The organism is Shewanella sp. BJSY2023SW005, from assembly GCF_047314585.1.
Classification (GTDB): Bacteria; Pseudomonadota; Gammaproteobacteria; order Enterobacterales; family Shewanellaceae; genus Shewanella; species Shewanella algae.
This window is the reverse complement of record NZ_JBKORJ010000059.1, coordinates 43,681-67,586: the sequence shown is the minus strand read 5'-3', so window position 1 is coordinate 67,586 and position 23,906 is coordinate 43,681. Positions and strand designations below refer to the sequence as shown.

Here is a 23,906-nt window from a genome sequence, read left to right as displayed (position 1 = left end):
CCATGACAGAAACACTCACTGCTGCCGACTTTATTCAATTTGCCAAGCAAACCCAGGCGCCCCTGGCCGACTTATTTGAAGCCGTCTCCTCGGCCAATAATTGGCAGGACAGATACCGCCAGTTGATGCAAGGCGCCAAGCTGTTGCCGGCCCTGCCACCCGAATTGCAGACTGAAGCCGCCCGGGTACGCGGCTGTGAAAGCGCCGCCTGGCTCTACCACTGCCAAGTCGATGGTAAGCATCTGTTTATTGCCGACAGTGAGGCCCGTATCGTCAAGGGGCTGATCGCCTTGTTGCTGCATGCGGTGAATAACAGCGACAGCCAAACCCTGGCGCAATTTGAGCCCAAGACTTATCTGAAACAACTGGGTTTGGAGGGGCAACTGAGCCCATCCCGCAGCAACGGCCTCTATGCCCTGATAAGCAGAATCATCGAGCTCAGCCGAGGGTAATGCCATGCTGCTTTTTTCAGCGCTTCAACAGTCCAGCTCACATCGGAGAATAATTTTGCGGCCTGGTTGGCATTTTTCCAATTAAGCTTCACTTACCATCTGATTCCAGAGTCGGAGCGTAGCTCAGCCCGGTAGAGCGCTGTCTTCGGGAGGCAGGGGTCGCAAGTTCGAATCTTGTCGCTCCGACCAATCAGACCGCTACCCAAGCGGCATAAAGACTCAAGGGCAGGTTCATTGAACTTGCCCTTGTTGTTTCTGCCCCGTCACACTGCCACAACCATCATCAAGCCGGCCAGCAACAAACAAGTGCCGAGCACGTATTGCAGCTGCTTCTTGGCCAGCACTTTACAGGTTACCTCCCCCACCATGCTGAGGATCAATACCGTTGCGCCTATTCCCACCAGATAGCCCAAAAACAAATTGGAACCACTGAGGGTCCAGTCGGCCACGCCCAGATTGGCGCTGCCCAGGGTGTAGCCATGGGCGAATGCCAACATGGCGACCATGGCCGCAGCAACATGAGTAGCAAAACAGATATTACCGGCAATCAACATGCCGAGCACAAACATGGACAGGAGAACAAAGGATTTACTGACGATAAGCGCCATCGAGGTTTGCGCCATCAGGGTACCGGCCAACATCACCAGCACAAACGATAGCGGCACCGCCCACAAGGCTTTACCGCCAAGCTGCGCCGACCAGACGCCGACGCCAACGGCCACCAGCAGACTGGCTACCAGCATCAGAGGGTTGAGTTGCATCACCTGCTCGGGAAAGCGTCCCACAACCCCCAGCGACAACAGCAGACTGGCGCCAATACCCAGGAACAGCCAAGATCTGCCAGCAAACAAGGACCGCATCATAAGCACCTCTCACTTGCCGAGTGACTACGCTTTAACCTTATACCTTACGGTAAAAAAATGCTTGACCTGGCACAAATTCCTGACAAAAAACCGACCTTTAATTGACTTGCATAACACAGACTCAGGACTTACTATCCTTGGGTCTTTAAATGTATTTTTGATTAATCCTATGTATTCCCCAATCGACTCATTGCTCATGCAACAGACTTGGTGGCGCAGCCCAAACCGGCGGTGTCAGGATTAAACATAGGTAAAATCATATCTTCCGGGCCGCCATAAGGCGGCCTTTGTGTATCTGTACGTCTTATGGCTCCGGCAATTTCAAGGAGAACAAGATGAAACAGATCATACTCACAGGCGACAGACCCACAGGCAAACTGCATATCGGCCACTATGTCGGTTCGCTCAGGCAAAGAGTCCAGGTTCAGGACGAATTCGATCAGAACGTAATGATCGCCGACTATCAGGCTTTGACCGACAACGGCCATAACCCGGCCAAGGTGACCGACAATATTCTCGAAGTCATGGCCGACTACCTGGCGGCCGGGTTGGATCCGGCCAAGACACGTTTTTGCCTGCAAAGCGCGCTACCGGCGCTGTCGGAACTCACCTGTATCTACTTGAACTTGGTGACGGTTGCCCGGCTTGAGCGCAATCCCACAGTCAAGGCGGAGATCCAGCAAAAAGGCTTTGAGCGCACCCTACCGGCGGGTTTTCTGGTCTACCCCGTCAGTCAGACCGCCGATATTACCGCCTTTCGCGCCACTCATGTGCCTGTGGGTGAAGATCAGTTGCCCATGCTGGAGCAAAGCAATGAAATCGTCCGTCGCTTCAACAATCTGGTGGGGGCTGAAGTGCTCAAGGAGTGTCAGGCAATTCTCAGTGACACAGGCCGCCTCCCAGGCCTCGACGGCAAGGCCAAGATGTCCAAATCCCTTGGCAACACCATAGAACTGGGAATGAGCAGTGACGAACTCAAGCAAGCGGTGTTTTCCATGTATACGGATCCCAACCATCTGAGGGTGGAAGATCCGGGCAGAGTCGAGGGCAATACGGTGTTCAGTTATCTCGATGCTTTCCACCCGGACAAGGCGCTGGTAGCCGAGCTCAAGGCCCATTATCGCCGAGGAGGCCTCGGGGACATGAAGTGCAAACGGATACTCAATGACTGCCTGCAGGAGTTACTCGCGCCCATGCGTGAACGGCGCAGGCAAGCCCTGGCAGACAAAGGGCAACTACTGGCGATACTGCAAAAAGGTACGGAAGAAGCCAGAGCCATCAGTGATGCCGTACTGCAAGATGTCAAAGCTGCCATCGGGCTTAATCTGCTTCGCTAAACGATTGTTCACTCAGCCAAGAGTCTATAAGCCCGGCACTTGGCTGAGCCTCTCACAGAAACTATTCCCCCTGCTGACACTCATGCTCAGCTTGATATTGCCGGGCTGTTTATTGCCGGGAGATGCCAACGCCGCCGAACAGGGCATGGCAATCAACTATATCCATGGCGAAGGCCAGGCCAACGGTATCAAACTGGCTTATCAGCTGTATCTGGATACCCTGAAACCTATCAGTGAAGATTTGGAACTGACCCTGGAAGCCAGTATCAACTTTTGGGAATACGGCGAGGATAACCAGCATGATGTCAATCATGTGCTGGCCATGTCACCCATATTGAGATACCCGCTGATGAGGGGGCAATGGCTGGACTTTTATCTCGAGGCCGGGATCGGCTTTGCCCTCTTGGATGACAGCCAATTTGCCGGTAAGGATGTCGGCTCACACTATCAGTTTGAAGACAGATTGGGCTTTGCCTTCAAATTTGGTCGTCAGCGCAAACAGACTGTCTCCATCACCTACCTGTATTATTCCAATGCCGGCTTCAGCAAGCCCAACCCAGGGCTCGACTTTGTCAACCTGGCCTACAGCTACCGCTTCTAACCCCCCTTTTAGGGAGTCGGGCCAATCAATTTACCGGATGATTGGCCCGAAAATAGGTCCACTCTTCCACAATGCTGCCATCCGGCAGGTGACAATAGCCTACAGTGCCCTTTTGTTCCTGAACCAGCTCCAGCTTACCGCCGGATTCGACACAAAATACCGATGCCGGATTAGGGCTTCCCACAGTATCTTTCAGACTCTCGGACTCGGTTTTTGCCGCCTCTTCAGAGCAGCCCGCCAACAGCAACAGAGTGCCCACAGTCATTACCGTTAATACTCGCATCTTGGCTCCTTACTCAGTCCCTTGGGCGCGCTCAATTGCCGCCGCAGACTTTCCAGTTTCAGCTCAAACAAACTCCAAGCTACAAGGAGATAGCAAGGTCTGCAAGCGAATGAGTCACTTATCCAAGTTAATGATTTGAAAGTTATGAATATTGTTAAAAGTAAGCAGCAATTTTTGCCAAGCAGATCGTGATTTTTCCAATTTGATCAGGCTTGTTTTTTGGTGTTTGACAGTAAAGCGGGTAAAGTGTCGCGGTTATCACCTTTTTTGATACAAGGCATTAGCCTGCAATTGATAAAAGACCTACAAACATAATAATACAGACAAGGGAAGAGTATGAGCGACTCCAACTCCTGTGCGGGCAATGACCTGCGCGAAGTCAAGCAACTGGGGATGTGGGCTTCCATCGCCAGTTTAAGCTATATCTTCTGGCTGGTCGGCGGCATGGAACTGGTTGAACGTATCGCCTACTACGGCGTTAAGGCCAGTGCCGGACTCTATGCCAAGGCACCGGCTTCCGAAGGTGGCCTGGGTATCAGCCTCAGCGATTACGGTATCATTATTTCAGTCTGGGCCTTACTGCAGACCTTTGTGCCGGTATTTACCGGCGGGATCTCAGATAGGGTGGGCTACAAAGAGACCATCTTTGCCTCAACCGTTATCAAGATCTGTGGCTACCTCTGTATGGCCTTCTTCCCCAGCTTCTGGGGCTTTTTGTTCGGCGCCATGTTGCTGGCGGCCGGTACCGGCATCTTCAAGCCCGGCATCCAGGGAACGCTGGTGCTGTCCACCAACCGTAACAACACCTCCATGGCCTGGGGTATCTTCTATCAGGTGGTGAATATCGGTGGCTTCCTTGGTCCCTTGGTGGCAGTGCATATGCGGCAGCTGTCCTGGGACAATGTGTTCTACGCCTGTGCCGCCATTATCTCGCTCAACTTCCTGTTCCTGCTGACGTACAAAGAGCCGGGTAAAGAGCAACGCCTGGAGCGGCAACGTAAGATCAAGTCCGGCGAACTCAAGCAGGAAATGCTATGGAAAGATGCCTGGAGCGAGCTGAAAAAGCCGGTAGTCATTTACTATATGCTGGTGTTCTCCGGCTTCTGGTTCCTGTTCAACTCCCTGTTTGACGTGCTGCCTATTCATATCGCCGAATGGGTGGATACCAGCGTGATTGTCACCAGCCTGTTTGGTCCTGAAGGCACCAGCAACGGCATACTGCAATTCTGGCTCGGGCTGAACAACGAAGGCACCAAGGTCATGCCGGAAGGCATGCTCAACCTCAACGCGGGCCTGATTATGACCAGCTGCTTCCTGATAGCCGCCCTGACCGCCAAGTACCGCATCACCAGCGCCATGCTGGCCGGCTGTCTGCTGTCTATATTTGCCTTTGTGTTGATCGGTGCCACCCATGCGGCCTGGTTTATCGTGTTGGCTATCGCCATGTTCTCCCTCGGCGAAATGATGATAAGTCCCAAGAAGAATGAGTTTATGGGCAATATCGCCCCCGAAGGCAAGAAGGCCATGTACCTCGGCTTTGTAATGCTGCCACAGGGCATAGGCTGGGGGCTGGAAGGCTATTTCGGCCCCAAACTCTATGAAATCTTTGCCTCCAAAGAGATCTTCTCCCGTGAGATGCTGCTGGATAAGGGTATGTCACAGAACGACGTGGCCGCCATTCCGCAGGGGGAAGCCTTTCATAAACTGGTTGAGTTCACCGGCCAAAGTGGCCGCGAGCTGACCGAGATCCTCTACCAGAGCCACAACATAGGCATGGCCTGGTACATCATAGGCGCCATAGGCACCATTTCCGCCGTCGGCATCTATATCTACGGTAAGTGGCTGCTGAGAATGCAGCAGGCCCAAGCCTGATTTAATACGCCACCTCAGGGTGGCGTTTTTATATATTGATTGTAAATGAGAGCTTGATCCCGCCAAGGGAACGGGCCAAAGTCTATGCTTAAAATAGCCATAAATAGAATGCAACTATTTGTATCCAAGGAAGTTTTATGCTTTTTAACCATCGTCTTCACCGGCAGATAGATTCATTGAAACAACGGCTCGAGAAACAGGGCCAGCAGCACCAGGCGACACTGGAGCAATTGCAGTTGCAACTGGGGCAGCTCAAACAGGAAAGGGACCAGGCACTGGCGCAAAACCGCGACTTCGCCGCCATGCTGGCCTGCCAGAACCAGGGCGGGCTCATGTTGCAATCGGTACGCGAGGCCATGGCCGAAGACGCCGGACGTCTGCTTGAGGAACAAGGTAAGCTGGAGCAGCTCAACGCCCTGTTCGAGCAAACCCGCAGCGCCGTTGCCAGGCTGGGAGAGCGAGCCCATCTGCTCAGTTCACAGTCACAGCATAGTCTGGGGACAGTGGCGCAGTTGGATACCAGTACCCAAAGCATCAGCCAGTTTGTCAGCGCCATTCAGGGTATTTCGGCACAGACCAACCTATTGGCGCTCAATGCAGCCATCGAAGCCGCCCGCGCCGGAGAGGCTGGTCGCGGCTTTGCCGTGGTGGCCGATGAAGTCCGGCAGTTGGCGGCCAAGGCCAGTGACGCCAGCCAACAGATAGAGCAGTTGGTGCAGCAGATCATCACTCAGTCGGAAAGCATACGAACCCTGACAGATGACAACCAAGGCTGCGCCGATGAAGTGGCCAGCTCAGCGGTGCAGATAGACACTGTGGTCACTCAGGTATTGGCGCAATCGGCGCAGATGCAGCAGGTGATCAGCCATGCCGCGACTGTGTCTTTCCTCAACACCACCAAGCTGGATCATGCGGTATGGAAGCAGAATATCTATGAACTGCTGCAAAACCAGTGTTTTGATCAGCCGGTAAACAGCCACCATGACTGCCGTTTGGGTAAGTGGTACTACGAAGGACAAGGCGCCAGCCTCTATAGCTCACTCCCGGGGTTCCGCGAGTTGGAAGCGCCGCATGCATTGGTGCACGAGAGTGGCCGCCTGGCGCTGGAGCACGCCGCAGCCGGCGCCACCACAGAGCAGGTAATGGCGCTGCAGCGGATGGAAGATGCCAGTATGCAGGTGGTGCAGGCCATAGATAGCATTATCGCCGCAGTTCAGTAGCCGTCAGTAAGCGACCGACTCCACCTCTTCCCGGGTCAACTCTCTGGCTTCGCCCTCGGCCAGAGAGTCATCCAGCACTATTTGACCTATCTGGCTGCGATGCAGCGCCAGCACAGGGTTACGAAAGCGGCCGAACATGCGTTTTATCTGGTGATATTTGCCCTCAGTGAGTATCACCTCGGCCTCATGGCTTGCCAAAATTCTCAGTTCGGCCGGCGCTGTGATGACGTTTTCAAACTCAAAGAAAAATCCGTCCCTGAAAGCCTCGATATAAGTGTCATCCAGCGGATTGGCCAGACGCACCCGATAACGCTTGGCTTTACTCGATGAAGGCAGGGTCAACGCCTGGGTCCAGCGGCTGTCATTACTGAGCAGCACCAGCCCGGTACTCTGCTTATCCAGGCGGCCGGCGATATGCAGCCCCGGCACCAATGCCGCCGGGGGCAGGCAGTCGAGCACGGTTTTATGCTCGGGATCTTGGGTGGCGCTCACTACTCCGGCAGGCTTGTTCAACATCCAGTAGACAGGGTTTTGCCGCTGCAGCCATTGCTCATCGAGACGAATATGACTGAACTCATGGATAAGTCTGTCTGCGGCAAACACCTGCTCGTCATCGAGCCAAACCCGGCCATCGGCAAGTAATTGCCTGGCCTGTTTGCGGGGAATATTCAGCTGCCCGGCGAGAAACCTGTCCAGTCGCCCCCTCTTACTGCGCATCGTTTAAGGCGCCTTTAGCTTCAATCCGATAAGCACAGCGACGTGAACCATCCAGAATGTGTTCGCGGCGACTGACTTCCACCTCAGGCCCCAGCAGCTGCCGGAACAATGCCAGCTCAGAGCGACAAAAGTTCTGGCAACTCGTGGCCGCCGCACAAATAGGACAATGGTTTTCCAGCAGCCAAAAGCCGGTACTGTCCACTTCAATCTGCGCCATATAGCCTTCACGGCTTCGGATCTCGGCCAGGCATTCCAGCTTATCGGCCAGGGAAGCGGCAGCGGCCATCTGGCTCGAATAGCTCTCGAGGCTTTGCTGCTCCCTGTGACTGATGAGTTTATCCAAGCCCTCGTCACCAAAGACCTGACGCACTGAAGTTATCAGTTGCAGGCTCAGCTCATCGTGACGGTCGGCAAACAGCGAGCGACTCTGCTCGGTCAGCGTCCAATAACGCGCAGGTCTGCCGCGGCCTTCGGCCCTGTCTTCAGTCCGCACCAGCCCCTCGGCTTCAAGGGCTTGCAGATGTTGACGCACCCCCATACTGGTCAGCCCCAGCTCTGCGGCCAAGCTCTGGGCCGTCTGGGCTCCGTTCAACTTGAGAATGTCGACTATCTTGTCTGTGGTCTTCATGGCACCTCCAGCGCTGATTATGCCCGGTTCAGGACGCCGCATCCAGAATAAATAAACTTTTTTGTTTATTTTATCTTTACATTATTAAGTAAAGCACATACCTTATAAAACAATAAATAAACAAAAAGGTTTACTTAACATGAAATACCTAGTCGTCAGCGCCAGCCAACGTTTCCAATCCCAGAGTGCCAAGGTCGCAGAATTCATCACCCGGGAAATAAAGACCAAGCAACTCGCAGAGGCGGAGCATTTGGAGCTCTGCGGTTTCAATCTTCCCTTCTGGGATGGTGAGCAACAAAACAAGGGCGCCGACTGGCAACGGATAGAAGCCAAGGTGACAGCAGCCGATGCTCTGGTGCTTATCACTCCGGAATGGGGCGGCATGGCGACACCTTTGTTGAAGAACTTTCTGCTGATGTGTGACAGCCAACATACGGCCCATAAGCCCGCACTGCTGGTTGCAGTTGTCTCAGGCATAAGCGGTGCCTATCCCATCAGTGAATTGAGAATGAACGCCATGAAAAACAACAAACTGGTGGCCGTTCCGGATCATTTGATCGTCCGCGATGTCGAGAAAATGCTCAACCCCGAATGCGACAGCATCCGCGATGCCAGATTAAGAGAAAGGATAGGTTATAGCCTGCATATGTTGGCCCAGTATGCAGCAGCACTGGCACAGATACGTTTTGCCCACAGGGACGCCCCCTTTCCCAAACAACAGGAATATTGCTACGGCATGTAAACAAAGGCCCAAACAAGCGTAAAAGGGACAAATATCAATGGAAGGTGCGAACAAGTCCCATGTGTGCTCTGCGTCGGCTTACAGGCCTGGATGCAAGGCGTGGTTCGCAGCAAATGGCCCTAGTCCTTTGCAAGAAGCACAACACCGCAGGCAGGCCCGTAAGCCACGCCCTTCGGGGCTTTCACAGCAACCGGCTCTCTGCGTTATCCGACTTCGACAGGCCCCGGCATGCCTTCAGTCAGATGCCTTGAATGCCAATTGCTGTGCAAGCCAGAGTGCCACGAGGACTTATTCGCACCTTCCCAAGGAGAACGCAAATGATACAACTGGAACATCTGAACCTGGTGGTCGCAGACCTCCCCAAGACCCTGGATTTTTACCGCGCCGCCTTTCCTCACTGGCAGATCCGCTGCCAAGGAGAAGGAAGCTGGTATGGCAAGCCACGAAAATGGCTCCACTTCGGTGATGACTATCAATACCTGGCTTTCAGCGATAACGGTGAAGGCAATAACCGCGACTTGAGCGGTCATCAACCCGGGCTGGCCCACTTCGCCTTTGTCACTGCAGACATTGACGGGGTGATCAAGCGCCTGCTGGACGCAGGCTATAGCATAGATAAAGACGGTGCCGACGAGCCCTGGCGCCGCAATGTGTACTTTATCGACCCGGCCGGGTTTGAAGTGGAGTTTGTCCAGTACCTGAGCGACCTGCCAAAACAGCGCAATCGCCCAAGCTAAGGGCTGTCATAAATAACCTTACAGGCTCCCTCGCCTTCGCTCACTGGGTGGGGGAGCCGCCTTGATTCACTTCTTGGCAAACAGACTGTACAACCAGCCCAGGGTGACGGCACCCAGCGCCAGGCTGAAAATGCTGTAGGCTATGATGCAGTAGTCAGCCATATTCATTCCCAGCAGTGACCAATCATCTTCTCCACAGCCCCCTGTCGGTGCAAACTCATAGGGTAGCCATTCATGCAACGGCAACCCCAAGGGGAAATGCGGCTCGGTGGAGCAAGCGGCACCACCGCCGCCGGTAGCAAAGATATCGCCGCCATCCAGCATGTGCGCCGCGGCATGTATCTGTTGCAGCTCAACTGACCAGAGCATCCCCTGGATCACGCCATACCAGGCCAGCACCAACCCCAAGACCTTGAGCCATTGACTGGAAGGCTTGATCGCCATGGCGATACCGGCAATCAAGATACAGCACTGACTGAAACGGATATAAACGCAGAGCTCACAGGGATCCATGGCCAAAAACCACTGGAAATACCCCATTGCCGACAACAACAGAAACAGCGCAGCTCCGGCCATCAGCAACCACACACCTCTCTGGGCCTGCCAGCGGCCCAAAGCAGGCAGAGGAGCTTGCTTGAATTCAGCGAACAAACGGCTCACAAGATTCATCTTCATTATCCTCACTTCTTGGACAATTCAAGGATCATTTCGTCCAGCATAGGCATACTGCGAATCGACTTGGTGTTGATCAGATACTTGCCATTGACCACCAGCGCCGGGATCCCCTGGATTTTGGCGATGGCAATCCCTTGGTCCCACTTGGCCAGGAGTTGCTTCACTTCGGGATTACCTTTGAGACGGTTGAACTCTTCTTGTGAGATCCCGGCTTGACTCAGGCCAAAGCGGATTAACTCATCACCAGTGGCAAACTTGGTCTTTTCATCGTGGATCTTGGCGTATAGAGCCATTTTGGCGGCTTTGTACTTGGCCTCTCCCACAGTCTTGGCTACCGCCAAGACCTCAGAAGCTTCAGCACCAAAAGGAGATTTACTCGATATATGATAAGCATCGTAATTTATCGTGGATGGCAGGTTTTTAACCATTCCGGGAATGACAGACTTTTCATACTTGTAGCAGAATGGGCAGTTGACAGAAAATATCTTGGTTACCTGTTTATCAGCCTGAAACTGAACACTTTCCGGTAGAACTTGGTAATGATTCCCCTCCTCCAAATCCAATGCCATTGCATTACAGCTTCCCAGTAAAAAAGCACCCACTACAATTCTTTTAATAAATTTCATTTTGGACCTCTTATCCATCAATCAGATTCGATTCAATCATGCCAAGATAAAAATCAATAACAATAAGCGAACCCAGATTATTAACGATACTGTGAATAACAACGATATAGAGAACAGAGTTCAAATAAACTGATATTGATTTCAAGAACTTTAGAATACAAACAAGCCAATAAGGCAAATCAAAATTTTTGAAATCCCAAATTAAGCTGCAAACAAGAACACAAACAAAACATTAACTAAAAATTAAAAACATCAAATGTGACTCTGCCCCCAAATTAAATTCCACTATTCAACTTAATTAATAAGCGTCTATTAAAAACAAAGGATATGATATGAAAAAGTCACTCACTTCATTGGCTGTAATATTAGGTATTGGCTTATCAACTTCTGTCTCTGCCGCAGGTTTTTACCCTGCACCTCCGGCCGGGCATTTGGGAGGTATTTTTGTCAACCCATATGGTAATTCGCCACTCACTGCTCTGGTCGATTTGGGTAGCAAGCGAGTGTCCAATGTTACCGTTACCGTGGCAGGGAAAGGCAAGAATGGAGTCAGTATCTCCTATCCGGTCGGCCCCAAAACCATCAACCGACACGACGGTATTCCTATTTTTGGCCTGTATGCCGACTACAAGAATCAGGTCAGTGTCGACTTCACTCTCGATGGCAAAAAATACACAGATAAATATGAAATTCTTACCAGTGCCCTCGAAAACAAGTACATAGATAACCGTAACATCACCTCAATGCAGGAAGTGAAGGTCAAGAAAGTCGATAAGGATTTTAAAGACAGGCTGCTGCTGGTGAACTCCCACACTATGCTGTTCCAGGGTTCTGATCTGCACTGGTCCGGGGTCAAGGGCAAAAACGCCGGGATTTTCGAGTCTACCCCGGCGTTGGGCTCCATGACCTTCGACATGGCACCACTAACTTATATCATTGATACACAAGGTGAAACTCGTTGGTGGTTGGATCAGGATGCCACCTACAATGGTCGGAATATCGACGTCAATAAACGTGGTTACCTGATGGGGTTGCGAAAGGATGGTCGCGGTAATCTGAGTTTTGTCCAAGGCCAGCACTTCGGATATCTGGACTTAATGGGCAAGATTGTCGACTTCAAGATCCCCAGGGGCTATCAAGACTTATCCCATGAGAGCGTGACCATGCCCAATGGCAACCTATTGCTCAGGGGCGCCAAAACCAACTATGTCAACCCGCAAGGGGACAAGGTCCATACTGTCAGGGATCATATCCTCGAGGTAGACCAACAGGGTAACCTGCTCGATGTCTGGGATCTCAATAAAATTCTCGATCCCTACCGCGATGCCCTCCTTAAGGCTTTGGATATGGGGGCCGTTTGCGTCAACGTGGATCTCGACCATGCAGGTCAAGCTGCCGGTGAAATGAAGATAGATGCGCCCTATGGCGATATTCCGGGGGTAGCGGCCGGCCGGAACTGGGCTCACGTCAACTCCATCTCCTATGATCCCAAAGATGACGGCATCATTCTATCGCTGCGCCACCAAGGGGTTGTGAAGATCACCCGCGACAAACAGGTCAAATGGATCCTCACTCCCAGCATAGGTTGGAAGGGAGAGCTGGCCAAAAAGCTCCTTAAACCTGTCGATGCCAAAGGCAAAGCCATCTCCTGCTCTGAACAAGGTGACTGCCAAGGTGACTTTGACTTCACCTATACCCAGCACACAGCTTGGCTGAGCAGCAAAGGCACTTTGACCGTATTTGATAATGGAGATGGTCGCCACTACACCCAACCCGCCCTACCGACTCAAAAATACAGTCGCTTCGTGGAATACAAAATCGACGAAAACAATATGACTGTGCAGCAAATCTGGGAATACGGCAAAGAGCGGGGCTACGAGTGGTATAGCCCTATCACTTCCAACGTGGAATACGTTGCCGACCACAACACCATCTTTGGTTTTGGTGGCTCTATCAATCTATTTGAGCCCGGCAGAGTCACGGGCAAATTCAATGAGATTGATTACCGCACCAAGGAAGTGAAACTGGAAATCGATGTCCTCTCCGATAAGGCTGGTCAGCCCCATTACCGCGGCCTGTTTATCGAGCCGGCAAAGATGTTCGGTCGTTGATTTGACTCTAACGGCCGGGACCATCCCGGCCTAAGGTGACACCATGTTAATAAGGACTTCATTACTCGGGCTATTGCCATTGCTGTTGCTGATCCCCACGGCCCAAGCCGAGGTGTTCCAACAACAAAATGGCATCAAAGTCGGCTATGAGCATCTGTTGGATGCCAAAGACAATAACCCCAATCTCTACAGCCAGAGTTATCTCAGTTTTACCAACACTACCCGCGCCAGTTGGGGCGATTTTGCAGCTTGGCTGACACTGGAAAACCCCTTGGACGACAACGACAATCAGCAAGGCAATAAGGCCGGTGCTACAGTCAAGTCCTGGCTAAAACTGGACTATAACCTGGGCGATATCCCCTTTAATCTTTGGCTACAGTCTTTTACGGCCAACAATAAAAACCGTACCGAAGAAAACTTCTACTATGGCCTGTCTTACGACATCCAATGGCAGAAGCTCAAAGGAACCATGGCGATAGGCGCCCACTACGCCTGGGGTGACATGGACGCCTCCCAGCAAGATTTTAATGGCAGCAGTGGTTATGCCGCCATGGTGCAATTGGCTTATCCTGTGACTCAGGAATTACTGGGTAAATTCTACTTTGAGACCCAATTCGACCGCAGTGATGAACAAGTGGCAACTTTCCTGTACCGGGATTCAGGTTATCAAGCGATTCTGGGATTGGATTATCAATTCCTGCCTCAAGCCTCGGCTTCATTGGCATATAAGTATCGTGATGCCTGGGGCGGCTCAATTCATCATGGAGGCGAACTATTATTCGAACTAGGGTATCAGTTTTAAAAATAATCAGCGAGAAAACACATAACCTATTGTAAAGGTAATAGTGATCACATTATTACCTTTAAATACTTTAACAAAAGCACTGCCGCTGACTGATACTGGTCACAGAAAATTCGCCTTTAATATATTACCTTATAAAAAAGGGGAGCAGGCCATGAACAAAGCCGATATAAACAATCTGTCGCTAATTCATTTGCAGCTGATAAGGCTGATCCTGGAGCATGGAAATGCCAGTGTTACTGCTCAAGAATTGGGATTAACTCAATCCGGCATCAGTTATCACATGAAAAAGATACGACAAATATTCAACGATGAAATGTTTGTCAGAACCAAGTACGGTTTTACCCCAACAGAAAAGTGCAAACGAATTAAAAGTACGATTCAGGATATTATTTTAAGGATTGAAGATGATCTGTTGAACAGCAGTGATTTTTCGCCTATGAATATTGACAAGGAAGTATGGCTTGTGGCCGATAACACTATCTGCAACTGGTTCCCTGAACTAATAGAACAGGCCAGTCAAATAGCCCCCAGAATGGTGCTCTGTACCCGTAATTGGAACCAAAATAGTTTCAATGAAATCCTCACAGGATCAATCGACTACGGCATTCACGTCAACCAAACTTCGCTCAACTCCCTCTATAAGGTAGATCTATTGCCCTGTCGCAGATACTTCTTTATGCGCCATGACCATTACCTGGCCAAGAAGGGCAGTATCTGTCTGAGAGATCTGCAGGACTTCCCTGTGGTATTGCACGACCTGTGCGGCTTCAACTCCTATGGCCAGTCCCTGATAGAAAAAACCATGAAGCTCAAGTTCCCGGACTTCAAGATCAGAGCCAAAATAGACAGCATCAGCGAGATCATCGAAGTACTCAAGAGCAGCAACGCTCTGGTATACACCTCGGCTCTGGCTTTCCCGTTAGAGGAAATAGGTACTGAACTCAGTGTGCTGGAGGCGCCATCCTGCCTTTCCGACGTGGAGTTTACCTACAAGCTTTACATATCTTCCGCCCGCTATGGCTCGCTGGAATCCGACTGGTTAATCAGCTTTATCAGCGAATCGTTCCGCCATTTTGCCTGCCGTAAATACCATATGTTGGAGTCACTGCTACAGGGCAAAGACTGATGTAAAACTCTGCGGCCAAACAGACCAAAAGCCGCTATTGACGGACATTTCAAGAGCAAAAGGATCTGATGGCGTGGCGCGGTATGGCTAGACTTATACGAAGCCAATAATAGTCTTGGCCTCGAGGATAGAGTCATGAGTGTATTTACACGCTTGCTGGCCGTTTCGGACGACAGTAACAGAGGAAAACTGGCCCTGAGAAAAGCGGTGCAACTGGCCAATGCCAGCCATGCCGAGCTCACACTGCTCAGAGTCAAAACCCCTAAATATCAGGGTATTGGTCAGTGGCTACAGCAAAAAGTACATCCACAGCCCTTGGTTTCCCATCTAAGGGAAAAGCGTCCACATTACCCATCGAGGGAACTGAACCTTTGCTTGAAGCAGTGTCAGGCCAAGGATCTGCCGACCGCCATTCTCACCGAGCTAAAACAGGCGCATTACGATCTGCTGTTGGTAGAACATCACAGCTACTCAGCCCTGCAGTGTGAATTGGGTCATACAGATGACTGGCAACTGCTGCAACGGGTGTCCCTGCCGGTGATGTTTGTCAGCGACTCTCCCTGGGAGCAGCAAGGGTCGTTACTGGCGGCTTTGGAGCTGGATGAAGACACGGAAGATCATTCCCATTTCAATCACAGATTGCTGCAACAGGCCTTTGAGTTTGCCGGTTTGCTGCAACAAAGGCTGCATCTGCTCAACTGCTATCAGGAAGCGGACATCAGTATGGCCTTCGATAACCAGCAACCCGGCTGTCGCTCTCAGAAAGACAATCAGTGGCAAAAACTGCGGCAGGTCGCCAGACCTTTGGCCTTGAGTGACGAGCAGTTGCATCTGGCCAGCGGCATGCCGGATCATGTGGTACCGGAGGCCGCCCACAAATGGCACAGCAACATAGTCATCATGGGCGCGGCAGAGCACAGAGGGTTGCTGAGCGAACTCAACGGCCACGCCTCTGAGCAGATGCTCAATCAACTACAGTGCGATGTGCTGGCCTTAAAGCCCAGTTGTCCCTTGCTGCATTGAATCACTTAAGCGGCCGCCCACCATCGAGTGACAGAGTGCGGCCCGTCATGTAGCGGCTGGTCATCAAATACTTCACGGCGGCCAGCATCTCCTGCTCGCCACCCTCTTTGGGCAATAATGCCTTGGCAAGCGCCTTTTGCCGGTAGGCGCTATCATCCTGCTCATTGAACAGCATCAGTGCCGGCGCTATGCCGTTGACCTTGACGCCCGGCGCCAACTTGGCGGCAAATGACAGGGTCAAATTATCCAGCGCCGCCTTACTGGCGGCATAGGCTATGTGCTTCTTACTGCCCTTCTGCGCCACATAGTCGCTGATATGAATGATATCCCGGCTGCCTATCTCATCTGTTTCCAGTAGCGGCGCCAGTGCCAGATTCAACTGATAGGGCACGGAGGCGTGGATCTGCATCATGCTGTCAAAAACCTCTGCGGCATCTGTATCTGGCCGCTCCGGCATCCAATCCGAGGCGTTGTGAATGATTGCCCGCAGAGACTCATGCTTGCTTTTTACATCGGCAATAAAGGCTTTGATCTCGCTATTTTGCAAGAGATCCACTCGATGCAACTCGGCGCCCGCGGCCTTGAGCTCGTCGATGGCAGCGTAATGGCTGCGATAGGTGCCGATGAGTGGATAGCCCTGAGCCATCAAGTCCCTGGCCATTGCCAGTCCCAGACGCTTTCCGACGCCGGTGATCAAAATAGGCTGCATGTGTTTTCCTTCCATTTGTCCGTCACGCTATTGTTTCACGTTCGGCCGCACTCTGGCCAGTCTCGCCATCCGGGGCCCAACAGCTGAGTATCACCTCTTGGAAACCCTATTGAAAATAGACAGATAATCTTGATTAATCGGCAAAATGCCGACCAGCTCGCATATTGGGATTTCAATGCCCTGAATACTTGAATATCGCTTCAGGCTTCAATAATATCGCAACATTAAATAATAACCATTCTCAATAAATCATATTCAACTACAAAGGTTACTCCCATGCGTATCAATCAGTTAATCCTGTTGGCAGCCCTGTTTACCCCTCTGGCCTTTAGTGCCGACAACAAGTTCGGCGAACCGGTCGATCTGAATATCTTCGTGCCCATTTCCACATTGATGGCATCGCCGAATGACTATGTGGGTAAGGAGCTCACGGTAGAAGGCACCATAGTCTCAGTGTGCAGCAAGCGGGGCTGCTGGATGGAACTGGCAACCGACGACAGCTTTGATCGATTGAGAGTCAAGGTTCGCGATGGCGAGATGGTCTTTCCCGTCAGTGCCCGTGGGCAAAAAGCCTATGCTACCGGAGCGTTAGAGGCAATTGAGCTGGATCTCGAACAGACCCGCGCTTATCTCGGGCATCAGGCCCAGCAACACAACAAGCCCTTCGATCCTGAGTCCGTAACTCAAGCAGTGACTTTCTATCAGTTGCATCCATACGGAGTCGAAATCCGTGACGCTGAGTAACAAGCTGCGCAAAAGGATCCGTTTATTGCACAGAGACATAGGGTATCTGTGCATAGGCATGACTCTGGTGTATGCCATTTCGGGGATTGCCGTCAATCACATCAATGACTGGAACCCCAACTACCAGATAACCCAGAGTGAGAGCCGTGTCGAAGGGTTGAATACTTCACTGGGTAACAGTGACATTCAAAGCCTGTTGAGCCGCCACTTTTCGCTGCAGGATAATATCCGCAGCGGTTATCGTGCCAGCGTCAATGAGTACCAAGTCTTTCTCAAAGATGGCAGCCAACTGAGCGCTAACCTGTTATCCGGCACAGTCTCGGCCGAGATGGTAAACAGCAGGCCATTACTGCAGGCACTCAACTATCTGCATCTTAACCATGCCCGTGACGCCTGGACCTGGATTGCCGACATCTATGCCGCCATGCTGTTGTTTTTGGCGCTATCGGCGCTGGTGATGTTGCGTAGCAGCAACCTGCTCAAGAGCCGCAAGACCTGGCTGACACTCACAGGCGTCCTGCTGCCTTTGCTGTTTATTCTGCTGCGTTAACGCACTTTGAGCAAAAACGCTATCAGATAACAAAGAACCCGGTCATGGCCGGGTTCTTCTGTTTTCTGCCTCCTTGAAAGGCTTAGTGACCGAAACGGTATTCCACCCCCAGCCAATAGTTACGTCCCTCCTCGGGAAAGCCCTCACTATAGGCGTAGTTGCGGTCAAACAGATTGTTGACCGAGGCATTAATGCTCAGTCCCTGCCAGATGCGGTGGTCGAAGCGAATGCCGGTCACTCCGAAACCACTGGCGACCTGATTGCCATTTGAATTGCTGAGGCTGTCGCTGCGAGCTTCCTGACTCAGAATGATGTCCAGCTCCTCCAGCGGAGTCAGCTTAACCCAGGCAAAGAGCTGATGATCCGGCAGGCCGGTAACATCAAGCTGTTCATCCTCAACATCGGCGTGAATATAGCTGTAGCTCAGGCCAACACTGGCCCAATCGCTGAGATCACCATAAATCCCCAGATCCAGCCCGCTGTAATCTACCCTGCCGCTGTTGCGGTTTTGGATAAGTGTCGGGGTGATGTTATGGGTCAAAATCGCATCGGACACCCGGTTATAGTAGACACTGCTGTCCAACTGCCAGTTAGTCGCCAATGTCGCTTGATAACTAAGCTCCAGGTTGGTCGCCCGTTCAGGCTCCAAATGCGGGTTGACTATGGCGGTTTGGCCATAGGCGGGCCTGAAAGTGGTGTAGCGTTCTTTCAGCGTCGGAAAGCGGCTGCGCTGGGATAGAGACAGTTGCAGTGTATCCAGGTTTGCCAATTCATAGCGGGCCATCACTTGCCAGTTGAAGGCGTGCTGCGAGTTGTCTTCATAGCGGGTCAGGCTGCCATCCTTTTCATGCTTGTAGCCTTCAAGGCTCTTGCGGGAGTCGTAGCTGATGCCCCCTACCAGATCCAGGTTATCTCTCAGTGCCCATTGATACTCCACTGCCGCCGACAGGGTTCTATCCTTGTACTTGTCAAACTCCCCGTCAGGCTCCCCTTGCTCCTTGTGCAGGTCTTCCTTCCAGTGAGCGGCAAACGACAAGATGTCGTCTTTGCGCATATCGATACTGAGCTGCAGGCCGGCACCATTGCTGGCATCGTCATAATGACTGTAGGGGCCTTTTTGTTGCTGCAGGTTTTCCAGGCTCTTGTATATCCTCAGGGTGTTTTCAAATTCATCGCGATAGAGGCGACTGTGCAGCACAACCCCAGGGCTGAACTCTGTATAGCCGCTGTAGTAAAAGCTCTGTTTGTCGTACTGCGGCCATTGCCAATATGTAGGGCGAATATCGGCTTCAGTGCCGGCATATGGCGGACTGTTCTTTTCCCCTTCCTGGCGGATATAGGTAAAGATGTACTCGTCTGTTTCATTGGGAGTCAGACCAAATTTGGCGGTACCGCGGCTATCGCTGTAAGCCGAGTTGACGCGTTTGCCGTCGCTGCCGGCGATCGGGTTGTCGTTGTCGTGGGACAGGCCGACAAAGTCTTTGTCCAGCTTGTTGCCGCTCAATTGGATAAAGCCCCAATCATTGCCGCCGGCCAGACTGGCATCCAGGCTATAACCGTTGTCCTCTCCGCGGGCCCAGCCTTGGGAGGCGCTCAGTTGTGCTTCAAAGCTCTTCTTGGGTCTGCGGGTCGTCAGGTTGATGGCACCGCCCATCATGTTCGGCCCCTGCAGCAAAGAGGCATACCCCTTGGAGACTTCCACCGAAGCCAGATCCGACGCCAGAAAACGCCCCAAGTCCAGATTGCCGTCATAAGGGATGTAAATCGGGATCCCATCAAAAAACAGCGGCACCTGTTTGCTGTCAAAGCCCCGAACCTTAACCTGAACCTCGTTACGACGACCGGATTTTTGCAGGCTGACCCCGGGAATAATATTCAGCGCCTCGGCCACGTTTTGCTTGTTCAGCATCTTGATGGTGTCTTGATTGACGCTGTCCTGATTGGCGGCAACCGGGCTGCCCCAGACACTGATCCTTTCTATTTTGGTTTCGTTTTTACTCTCAGACTCAGCCACGCTGCCATCGGCAAGCGCCAGCGGAGAAGCCAGCATCAGCGGCAGAATAGAGTAATAGTGCTTTGGTTTCATACTACAGACCTTCAACATTCAATCGATGTATAATTTTTTATATATCGATTATTAAAAAAATACCCGGAGCTCGATGCGAGTCCGGGCAATAACTAATCAGACTCTGACTCAGGCCTGGGGTATCACATCCCAATAAACCATGGCCCAACTGCGATCGCCGGTTCGCAGAGGTTTGCCCTGTTGCTTATGACTCTGGTAATACTCCTGCAACCGCAGTTTTTCGGCGTCATCCAGAGGCCCCAGCGACCAGGCAACGTTGTCTTCAAACTGGGCGTAACTCTCGGCTTGGTTCATACAACCACTGGACTCGATGAAGTCCACCTTGGGCTTAATGCCCATCTGCTGCAAAATATTCACCGCATACAGATAGTTCGGCAGAGTCACTAGCTTACGGCCTATGACCTGAATAATGGCGGGATCGATAAAGGTTGAGCTGACGGTATGAGTGGTATAAACCCGCTTGCGGGCCTGGCGATTGAGCTTTTCCAGGGCACTCTTGAGGCAGCCCACCAGAGTCGAGCGCGACGCCACTGCGATATCACACACGGGGATGTCGCTCCAATCATCTTCCCAGGCTCTTTGGATAAGAGTGACATTACTCAAGCCTTCCGCATCTGCGCGGCGCTTGGCCACTTCCAACATGCCGCTGCTGTAATCCAGGCCATAGACGGCACGCATCTTGTCGGCCAGCCCCAGACACACAGAGCCCGGGCCACAGCCCATATCCAAAAGAGTGTCGCAATCACTCAAATCCATCAGCTTGAAAAAGCCCTCCAAGTAACTGTCCTTGGGTCTGGCGCAGTTTTCGGCCATCTTCTCGGCCCGTTTATCCCAGTGTTCGGCACTCTTGTGGCTACGTTCGGCCCTTTGCAGGTGCTCGCGGTACATGGCGGCAAAGTCCAGCTCTTCTATTATCATGAAATCACCTTGCTTAAAATTTAACCCTCAGCCGGCACCTTAAAGGTGCTCGGCAATCGCAGACTCACTGACGCCATAGAGCTGCGCCAGTCCTGATACCTGTAACTGCCCGGCCACTGCGCCTTGTCTCAGGCCATGACCGGGTTCCACCAAGGCCACGCTATCGGCCAACAGCTCGGCATGGCGTGGATGGTGAGTCGACATCAAGACTGCGATTCCCTGCTGTTTGAGTCGTTTAACCTGAGCCAGCAACTTGATTTGATTGCCGAAATCCAGGCTGGCGGCCGGTTCATCCATCACCAGCAATCTTGGAGATTGCAGCAAGGCCCTGGCAATCAACACCAGCTGGCGCTCGCCGCCGCTTATCTGATCCATGGCGCAATCGGCCAGGTGAGCTATATCCAGTTGTTTCAAGACCGCCAGCGCCCGCTTCTGCTCATTCGCGCCGGGCACGGCAAACAGTCCCAGCCGCGACTGGCAGCCCATGAGCACCATTTCCAACACCCGAAAGGAAAAACGGCTCAACTGTGCCTGTGGCACATAGGCCATCTGTTGTGCCAGCTCGCGCTGCGACCATTGATGAATTTGCCTGCCGGCTATCTTTATCTCACCGGCAAGCGGCACCAGCAAGCCAAGCAATGTTTTCAATAAGCTGGTCTTGCCGCTGCCATTACAGCCGAGCAAACAAACGATTTCAGCTTCCGGTAAGCAAAGCTCTACATTAGCCAGCAAAGGCTTACCGGCATAGCCCACTGTGACGCCTTGCATGCTGGCTATCATTGGCCACGGCCTCCGCCTCTTAACAGTAAAAACATAAAGAAAGGCGCGCCTATGCAGGCGGTCAAAATCCCCAGCGGCAGCTCAATCGGCGCCAGAGTGCGGGCCAGGGTGTCGGTCAGCAGCAACATAAAGGCGCCCAGCAGCATGGACATGGGCAACAGCCTTCTGAAATCGGCGCCCACCAGCATACGAGCGATATGCGGCACCACCAGCCCGAGCCAACCTATAATGCCGGCGATGGATACCGCCGCCGCAGTCAGCAGTGTGGCCGCCAGAATAAATATCAGCCGGGTTTTCGCTATGTTGAGCCCTAGGCTGCTGGCCTCATCGTCGGCCAGGCTTAACAGATTCATACGCCAGCGCAACAGCATTAACGGCACCAATCCCAGTATCATGGGCAGCAGGCTGGACTTGAGATCTTCCAGAGTAATATCCGACAACCCGCCCATCAGCCAGAAAGTAATGGAAGGCAGTTGGCTGTAGGGATCGGCCAACAATTTCATCAATGAAATACCGGCGCCGCACAAGGCGCCAATAGCTATGCCCACCAGAACCAAAGACAACACAGGATCGCCCTGACGACTGAGCCGCGCCAGCAGACAAACCAGAGCCACCACCAGCAAACCACCGAGAAAGGCAAACAGCTGGATGTTGTAAACCGATAAGTCCAGATAAATGCCCAATACGGCGCCCAGACCGGCGCCGGCAGAAACGCCCAGAATATCAGGTGATACCAGAGGGTTACGGAACATTCCCTGATAAGCGGCGCCGCTGGCGGCCAGACCGGCTCCTATCATAAGCGCCGCCAAAATTCTGGGCAGCCGCAAATGCCAAAAGACACTGATGCTCTTGCTGTCCAGAGCGGCCACATCGCCACCGATGGCATGCCAAAGCGCCTGCCCCTGCTGCGCCAGACTGAGAGGATACTGGCCACTGGCTGCGGCAAAACAGAGAATGCTGAGACAAATTCCGGTCGCCAGTGGGTATTTGATTCTGTCGTTCATTCGGGGCGCAGCAGATTGGCCGTCTGCTCCTCGCTAAGCTCACTGTGGTAAAAATCGCGGTAGAAATCCTTCACCAATGCTTGCTTGGCCTGCTCATCAGCGCCGGACAACAGCAACCTAAGGTAACTCATGCCCAGCAGCCGGTTTATTCCCGGCGGCGAGTCAATCCAACCAAAGGGCTTGTTCGGCAACCAATAGACCCGCTTGTTGCGTACAGCCGCCAGCGTGCCCCAGACAGGATCTTGGCGAATATGGCGGATAAAGGCGGGATCCTGGCTGATGATTAGCTCAGGCTCCCAGGCCATCAATTGCTCCAAAGAAACTTTGGCCAAACCGCGATAGTCACCGGCCTTGGCGACATTCTTAAGCCCAAGTTGCTCTATGGCTTCGGTGTGAATGGAACCTGTGACCCCGGTTTCAAGACCCGTCGCACCGCGGCCGAAATAAAAAGAGATGGGCTCTTCCTGGCTAAGGCCAAACTCTCTGGCATCACTGAGTATTTCGGCCGTGCGCTTTGCAAGAAAATCTGCCCGTTCGTTAGCTCCCAGTACCTGCCCCAGTTTTCTCAATTGCGCCGGGGTGCCTGTGAGTGAACCATCGAGCAGCAGAAACGGCACGCCGCTGATGCGTTCCACCTTTTGCGCCATAGATAAGTAGTTTTGGCTGAGGTTGCCATAGTCGACGACAAGATCCGCATCCAGAGTCATCAGCTTTTCCAGCGAAAGGCTGGCATTGCGGCCCACCAAACGGCCCAGTCTCGGCTTTTGCCACAGGCTTAGAGCAAAGCCATGCTGTTGTAACAAGGCCGGCTTGAGGTGGGCATAACCGAGCAGCTTTTCCGGACTCAAGGCCAACAACAGCAGGTCCGCCGGCCCTCCGGCACTGACCACCCGCTTGATATCTGCAGCCGGCGGCAGCGCCAATTGCCCGTTTGAATTCGGCTCAGTCCCATAGGCCGGCACAGGATTGGCCAGCGCGGGGAAACAAACCAACAACCCAAGACTCAAGCCGGCCTTGATAACACTCCTTCTATCCAATCTTGTTTTTCCTCGCCGCCAATCGTTATATACAAAATTATATAACGCTAAAAATTACCTTTCTCCACCCACTTTGGCAATGGATGGAGATCACAATTAAAAGATTTGCAACAGCAATTGCTTAAAGGCGATCAGCGACTGGCAGGATAGCGTTACTCCCAAGGCGAAAATTTACACAATAAATTTTTGGCCGCTTGCTCACTCCTGTTCTAAATTTTAAGCAGCCAAAAACTTTTGTGCTGTGTCACATCGAATGGAAT

Annotated in this window: 25 protein-coding genes and 1 tRNA gene; 14 read left to right on the top strand and 12 right to left on the bottom strand. The window is 52.4% G+C overall.

What is annotated here, in order from left to right:
- Positions 1-2 precede the first annotated feature (2 nt).
- Positions 3-452 carry a SufE family protein gene (locus ACMHXI_RS18675; RefSeq protein WP_208184436.1) on the top strand — a complete coding sequence of 150 codons (450 nt, stop codon included), beginning with the start codon at positions 3-5 and terminating at the stop codon, positions 450-452.
- A 112-nt stretch (positions 453-564) separates the two neighbouring features.
- Positions 565-641: transfer RNA gene (locus ACMHXI_RS18670), tRNA-Pro, on the top strand.
- 74 nt (positions 642-715) lie between these two features.
- Here ACMHXI_RS18670 and ACMHXI_RS18665 read toward each other — a convergent pair.
- Positions 716-1,315: a HupE/UreJ family protein gene (locus ACMHXI_RS18665; protein ID WP_208184435.1), complete on the bottom strand. Its 600-nt coding sequence runs from the start codon at positions 1,313-1,315 to the stop codon at positions 716-718.
- Positions 1,316-1,650: 335 nt separating this feature from the next.
- Between ACMHXI_RS18665 and trpS the strand changes: the two genes are divergently transcribed.
- Both trpS and ACMHXI_RS18655 read left to right on the top strand, forming a co-directional pair.
- Positions 1,651-2,652 (top strand): tryptophan--tRNA ligase, encoded by a 1,002-nt coding sequence (gene trpS, locus ACMHXI_RS18660; RefSeq protein WP_208184434.1) that lies wholly within the window; start codon positions 1,651-1,653, stop codon positions 2,650-2,652.
- 82 nt (positions 2,653-2,734) lie between these two features.
- Positions 2,735-3,253 carry an acyloxyacyl hydrolase gene (locus ACMHXI_RS18655; protein WP_413735780.1) on the top strand — a complete coding sequence of 173 codons (519 nt, stop codon included), beginning with the start codon at positions 2,735-2,737 and terminating at the stop codon, positions 3,251-3,253.
- 25 nt (positions 3,254-3,278) lie between these two features.
- On the opposite strand, the gene ACMHXI_RS18650 is transcribed toward ACMHXI_RS18655, so the two are convergent.
- On the bottom strand, positions 3,279-3,536 hold the full coding sequence (locus ACMHXI_RS18650; protein WP_045283693.1) for a DUF333 domain-containing protein: 258 nt from the start codon (positions 3,534-3,536) through the stop codon (positions 3,279-3,281).
- A gap of 336 nt (positions 3,537-3,872) precedes the next feature.
- On the opposite strand from ACMHXI_RS18650, the gene ACMHXI_RS18645 reads away from it, so the two are divergent.
- Together ACMHXI_RS18645 and ACMHXI_RS18640 are read left to right on the top strand one after the other, a co-directional pair.
- Positions 3,873-5,408, top strand: a complete 1,536-nt coding sequence (locus tag ACMHXI_RS18645; protein WP_117200356.1) for an MFS transporter — start codon at positions 3,873-3,875, stop codon at positions 5,406-5,408.
- A gap of 137 nt (positions 5,409-5,545) precedes the next feature.
- Positions 5,546-6,628 carry a methyl-accepting chemotaxis protein gene (locus ACMHXI_RS18640; RefSeq protein WP_335901167.1) on the top strand — a complete coding sequence of 361 codons (1,083 nt, stop codon included), beginning with the start codon at positions 5,546-5,548 and terminating at the stop codon, positions 6,626-6,628.
- 3 nt (positions 6,629-6,631) lie between these two features.
- Here the strand turns inward: ACMHXI_RS18640 and ACMHXI_RS18635 are convergent, their stop codons facing one another.
- Both ACMHXI_RS18635 and ACMHXI_RS18630 read right to left on the bottom strand, forming a co-directional pair.
- Positions 6,632-7,345, bottom strand: coding sequence for a 16S rRNA pseudouridine(516) synthase (locus ACMHXI_RS18635; RefSeq protein WP_045283692.1), 714 nt, complete (start codon positions 7,343-7,345; stop codon positions 6,632-6,634).
- Positions 7,335-7,973: a helix-turn-helix transcriptional regulator gene (locus tag ACMHXI_RS18630; RefSeq protein WP_117200354.1), complete on the bottom strand. Its 639-nt coding sequence runs from the start codon at positions 7,971-7,973 to the stop codon at positions 7,335-7,337. Before ACMHXI_RS18630 ends, ACMHXI_RS18635 begins: the two co-directional genes overlap by 11 nt.
- Positions 7,974-8,112: 139 nt before the next feature.
- On the opposite strand from ACMHXI_RS18630, the gene ACMHXI_RS18625 reads away from it, so the two are divergent.
- On the top strand, positions 8,113-8,715 hold the full coding sequence (locus ACMHXI_RS18625; protein WP_129978702.1) for an NADPH-dependent FMN reductase: 603 nt from the start codon (positions 8,113-8,115) through the stop codon (positions 8,713-8,715).
- Between the two features lie 317 nt (positions 8,716-9,032).
- Entirely contained in the window at positions 9,033-9,452 is a 420-nt protein-coding gene (locus ACMHXI_RS18620) for a VOC family protein (RefSeq protein WP_025009999.1), read from the top strand.
- A gap of 66 nt (positions 9,453-9,518) precedes the next feature.
- Here ACMHXI_RS18620 and ACMHXI_RS18615 read toward each other — a convergent pair whose 3' ends face one another.
- Together ACMHXI_RS18615 and ACMHXI_RS18610 are read right to left on the bottom strand one after the other, a co-directional pair.
- Positions 9,519-10,127 carry a disulfide bond formation protein B gene (locus ACMHXI_RS18615; RefSeq protein ID WP_232785962.1) on the bottom strand — a complete coding sequence of 203 codons (609 nt, stop codon included), beginning with the start codon at positions 10,125-10,127 and terminating at the stop codon, positions 9,519-9,521.
- Positions 10,128-10,132: 5 nt separating this feature from the next.
- Positions 10,133-10,696, bottom strand: a complete 564-nt coding sequence (locus ACMHXI_RS18610) for a thiol:disulfide interchange protein DsbA/DsbL (protein WP_044735667.1) — start codon at positions 10,694-10,696, stop codon at positions 10,133-10,135.
- Positions 10,697-11,085: 389 nt separating this feature from the next.
- On the opposite strand from ACMHXI_RS18610, the gene ACMHXI_RS18605 reads away from it, so the two are divergent.
- The 4 genes from ACMHXI_RS18605 to ACMHXI_RS18590 all read left to right on the top strand — a co-directional run bounded on the left by ACMHXI_RS18605 (position 11,086) and on the right by ACMHXI_RS18590 (position 15,818).
- Positions 11,086-12,864 carry an aryl-sulfate sulfotransferase gene (locus tag ACMHXI_RS18605; protein ID WP_208221319.1) on the top strand — a complete coding sequence of 593 codons (1,779 nt, stop codon included), beginning with the start codon at positions 11,086-11,088 and terminating at the stop codon, positions 12,862-12,864.
- Between the two features lie 43 nt (positions 12,865-12,907).
- Positions 12,908-13,666, top strand: a complete 759-nt coding sequence (locus ACMHXI_RS18600; protein WP_107353176.1) for an outer membrane protein OmpK — start codon at positions 12,908-12,910, stop codon at positions 13,664-13,666.
- 154 nt (positions 13,667-13,820) lie between these two features.
- The gene (locus tag ACMHXI_RS18595; protein ID WP_413735775.1) at positions 13,821-14,795 is read left to right on the top strand and encodes a LysR family transcriptional regulator; all 975 of its coding nucleotides are present in this window, start codon (positions 13,821-13,823) and stop codon (positions 14,793-14,795) included.
- 135 nt (positions 14,796-14,930) lie between these two features.
- Entirely contained in the window at positions 14,931-15,818 is an 888-nt protein-coding gene (locus tag ACMHXI_RS18590; protein WP_044733793.1) for a universal stress protein, read from the top strand.
- A 1-nt stretch (position 15,819) separates the two neighbouring features.
- On the opposite strand, the gene folM is transcribed toward ACMHXI_RS18590, so the two are convergent.
- Entirely contained in the window at positions 15,820-16,527 is a 708-nt protein-coding gene (folM, locus tag ACMHXI_RS18585; protein WP_208138070.1) for a dihydromonapterin reductase, read from the bottom strand.
- Between the two features lie 276 nt (positions 16,528-16,803).
- Here folM and ACMHXI_RS18580 point away from each other — a divergent pair, with 276 nt between their 5' ends.
- Both ACMHXI_RS18580 and ACMHXI_RS18575 read left to right on the top strand, forming a co-directional pair.
- Positions 16,804-17,271, top strand: a complete 468-nt coding sequence (locus tag ACMHXI_RS18580) for a DUF4920 domain-containing protein (RefSeq protein WP_413735773.1) — start codon at positions 16,804-16,806, stop codon at positions 17,269-17,271.
- Entirely contained in the window at positions 17,258-17,821 is a 564-nt protein-coding gene (locus tag ACMHXI_RS18575) for a PepSY-associated TM helix domain-containing protein (protein WP_413735771.1), read from the top strand. Before ACMHXI_RS18580 ends, ACMHXI_RS18575 begins: the two co-directional genes overlap by 14 nt.
- An 82-nt stretch (positions 17,822-17,903) precedes the next feature.
- Here the strand turns inward: ACMHXI_RS18575 and ACMHXI_RS18570 are convergent, their stop codons facing one another.
- The 5 genes from ACMHXI_RS18570 to ACMHXI_RS18550 form a co-directional block, all read right to left on the bottom strand.
- The gene (locus tag ACMHXI_RS18570; protein ID WP_413735769.1) at positions 17,904-19,907 is read right to left on the bottom strand and encodes a TonB-dependent receptor plug domain-containing protein; all 2,004 of its coding nucleotides are present in this window, start codon (positions 19,905-19,907) and stop codon (positions 17,904-17,906) included.
- A gap of 108 nt (positions 19,908-20,015) precedes the next feature.
- Positions 20,016-20,825: a class I SAM-dependent methyltransferase gene (locus ACMHXI_RS18565; protein WP_144132714.1), complete on the bottom strand. Its 810-nt coding sequence runs from the start codon at positions 20,823-20,825 to the stop codon at positions 20,016-20,018.
- A 39-nt stretch (positions 20,826-20,864) separates the two neighbouring features.
- Positions 20,865-21,605 carry an ABC transporter ATP-binding protein gene (locus ACMHXI_RS18560; RefSeq protein ID WP_037436757.1) on the bottom strand — a complete coding sequence of 247 codons (741 nt, stop codon included), beginning with the start codon at positions 21,603-21,605 and terminating at the stop codon, positions 20,865-20,867.
- Positions 21,602-22,609 (bottom strand): FecCD family ABC transporter permease, encoded by a 1,008-nt coding sequence (locus tag ACMHXI_RS18555; protein WP_044733791.1) that lies wholly within the window; start codon positions 22,607-22,609, stop codon positions 21,602-21,604. Before ACMHXI_RS18555 ends, ACMHXI_RS18560 begins: the two co-directional genes overlap by 4 nt.
- Complete coding sequence (locus tag ACMHXI_RS18550; protein WP_141250918.1) at positions 22,606-23,646, bottom strand: ABC transporter substrate-binding protein; 1,041 nt, start codon at positions 23,644-23,646, stop codon at positions 22,606-22,608. Before ACMHXI_RS18550 ends, ACMHXI_RS18555 begins: the two co-directional genes overlap by 4 nt.
- Positions 23,647-23,906 lie beyond the last annotated feature (260 nt).

Coding starts and splice junctions, on each gene's coding strand:
- ACMHXI_RS18675 (WP_208184436.1), top strand. CDS start 3: ATGACAGAAACACTCACTGCTGCCGACTTTATTCAATTTGCCAAGCAA.
- ACMHXI_RS18665 (WP_208184435.1), bottom strand. CDS start 1,315: ATGATGCGGTCCTTGTTTGCTGGCAGATCTTGGCTGTTCCTGGGTATT.
- trpS (WP_208184434.1), top strand. CDS start 1,651: ATGAAACAGATCATACTCACAGGCGACAGACCCACAGGCAAACTGCAT.
- ACMHXI_RS18655 (WP_413735780.1), top strand. CDS start 2,735: ATGCTCAGCTTGATATTGCCGGGCTGTTTATTGCCGGGAGATGCCAAC.
- ACMHXI_RS18650 (WP_045283693.1), bottom strand. CDS start 3,536: ATGCGAGTATTAACGGTAATGACTGTGGGCACTCTGTTGCTGTTGGCG.
- ACMHXI_RS18645 (WP_117200356.1), top strand. CDS start 3,873: ATGAGCGACTCCAACTCCTGTGCGGGCAATGACCTGCGCGAAGTCAAG.
- ACMHXI_RS18640 (WP_335901167.1), top strand. CDS start 5,546: ATGCTTTTTAACCATCGTCTTCACCGGCAGATAGATTCATTGAAACAA.
- ACMHXI_RS18635 (WP_045283692.1), bottom strand. CDS start 7,345: ATGCGCAGTAAGAGGGGGCGACTGGACAGGTTTCTCGCCGGGCAGCTG.
- ACMHXI_RS18630 (WP_117200354.1), bottom strand. CDS start 7,973: ATGAAGACCACAGACAAGATAGTCGACATTCTCAAGTTGAACGGAGCC.
- ACMHXI_RS18625 (WP_129978702.1), top strand. CDS start 8,113: ATGAAATACCTAGTCGTCAGCGCCAGCCAACGTTTCCAATCCCAGAGT.
- ACMHXI_RS18620 (WP_025009999.1), top strand. CDS start 9,033: ATGATACAACTGGAACATCTGAACCTGGTGGTCGCAGACCTCCCCAAG.
- ACMHXI_RS18615 (WP_232785962.1), bottom strand. CDS start 10,127: ATGAAGATGAATCTTGTGAGCCGTTTGTTCGCTGAATTCAAGCAAGCT.
- ACMHXI_RS18610 (WP_044735667.1), bottom strand. CDS start 10,696: ATGGCATTGGATTTGGAGGAGGGGAATCATTACCAAGTTCTACCGGAA.
- ACMHXI_RS18605 (WP_208221319.1), top strand. CDS start 11,086: ATGAAAAAGTCACTCACTTCATTGGCTGTAATATTAGGTATTGGCTTA.
- ACMHXI_RS18600 (WP_107353176.1), top strand. CDS start 12,908: ATGTTAATAAGGACTTCATTACTCGGGCTATTGCCATTGCTGTTGCTG.
- ACMHXI_RS18595 (WP_413735775.1), top strand. CDS start 13,821: ATGAACAAAGCCGATATAAACAATCTGTCGCTAATTCATTTGCAGCTG.
- ACMHXI_RS18590 (WP_044733793.1), top strand. CDS start 14,931: ATGAGTGTATTTACACGCTTGCTGGCCGTTTCGGACGACAGTAACAGA.
- folM (WP_208138070.1), bottom strand. CDS start 16,527: ATGCAGCCTATTTTGATCACCGGCGTCGGAAAGCGTCTGGGACTGGCA.
- ACMHXI_RS18580 (WP_413735773.1), top strand. CDS start 16,804: ATGCGTATCAATCAGTTAATCCTGTTGGCAGCCCTGTTTACCCCTCTG.
- ACMHXI_RS18570 (WP_413735769.1), bottom strand. CDS start 19,907: ATGAAACCAAAGCACTATTACTCTATTCTGCCGCTGATGCTGGCTTCT.
- ACMHXI_RS18565 (WP_144132714.1), bottom strand. CDS start 20,825: ATGATAATAGAAGAGCTGGACTTTGCCGCCATGTACCGCGAGCACCTG.
- ACMHXI_RS18560 (WP_037436757.1), bottom strand. CDS start 21,605: ATGATAGCCAGCATGCAAGGCGTCACAGTGGGCTATGCCGGTAAGCCT.
- ACMHXI_RS18555 (WP_044733791.1), bottom strand. CDS start 22,609: ATGAACGACAGAATCAAATACCCACTGGCGACCGGAATTTGTCTCAGC.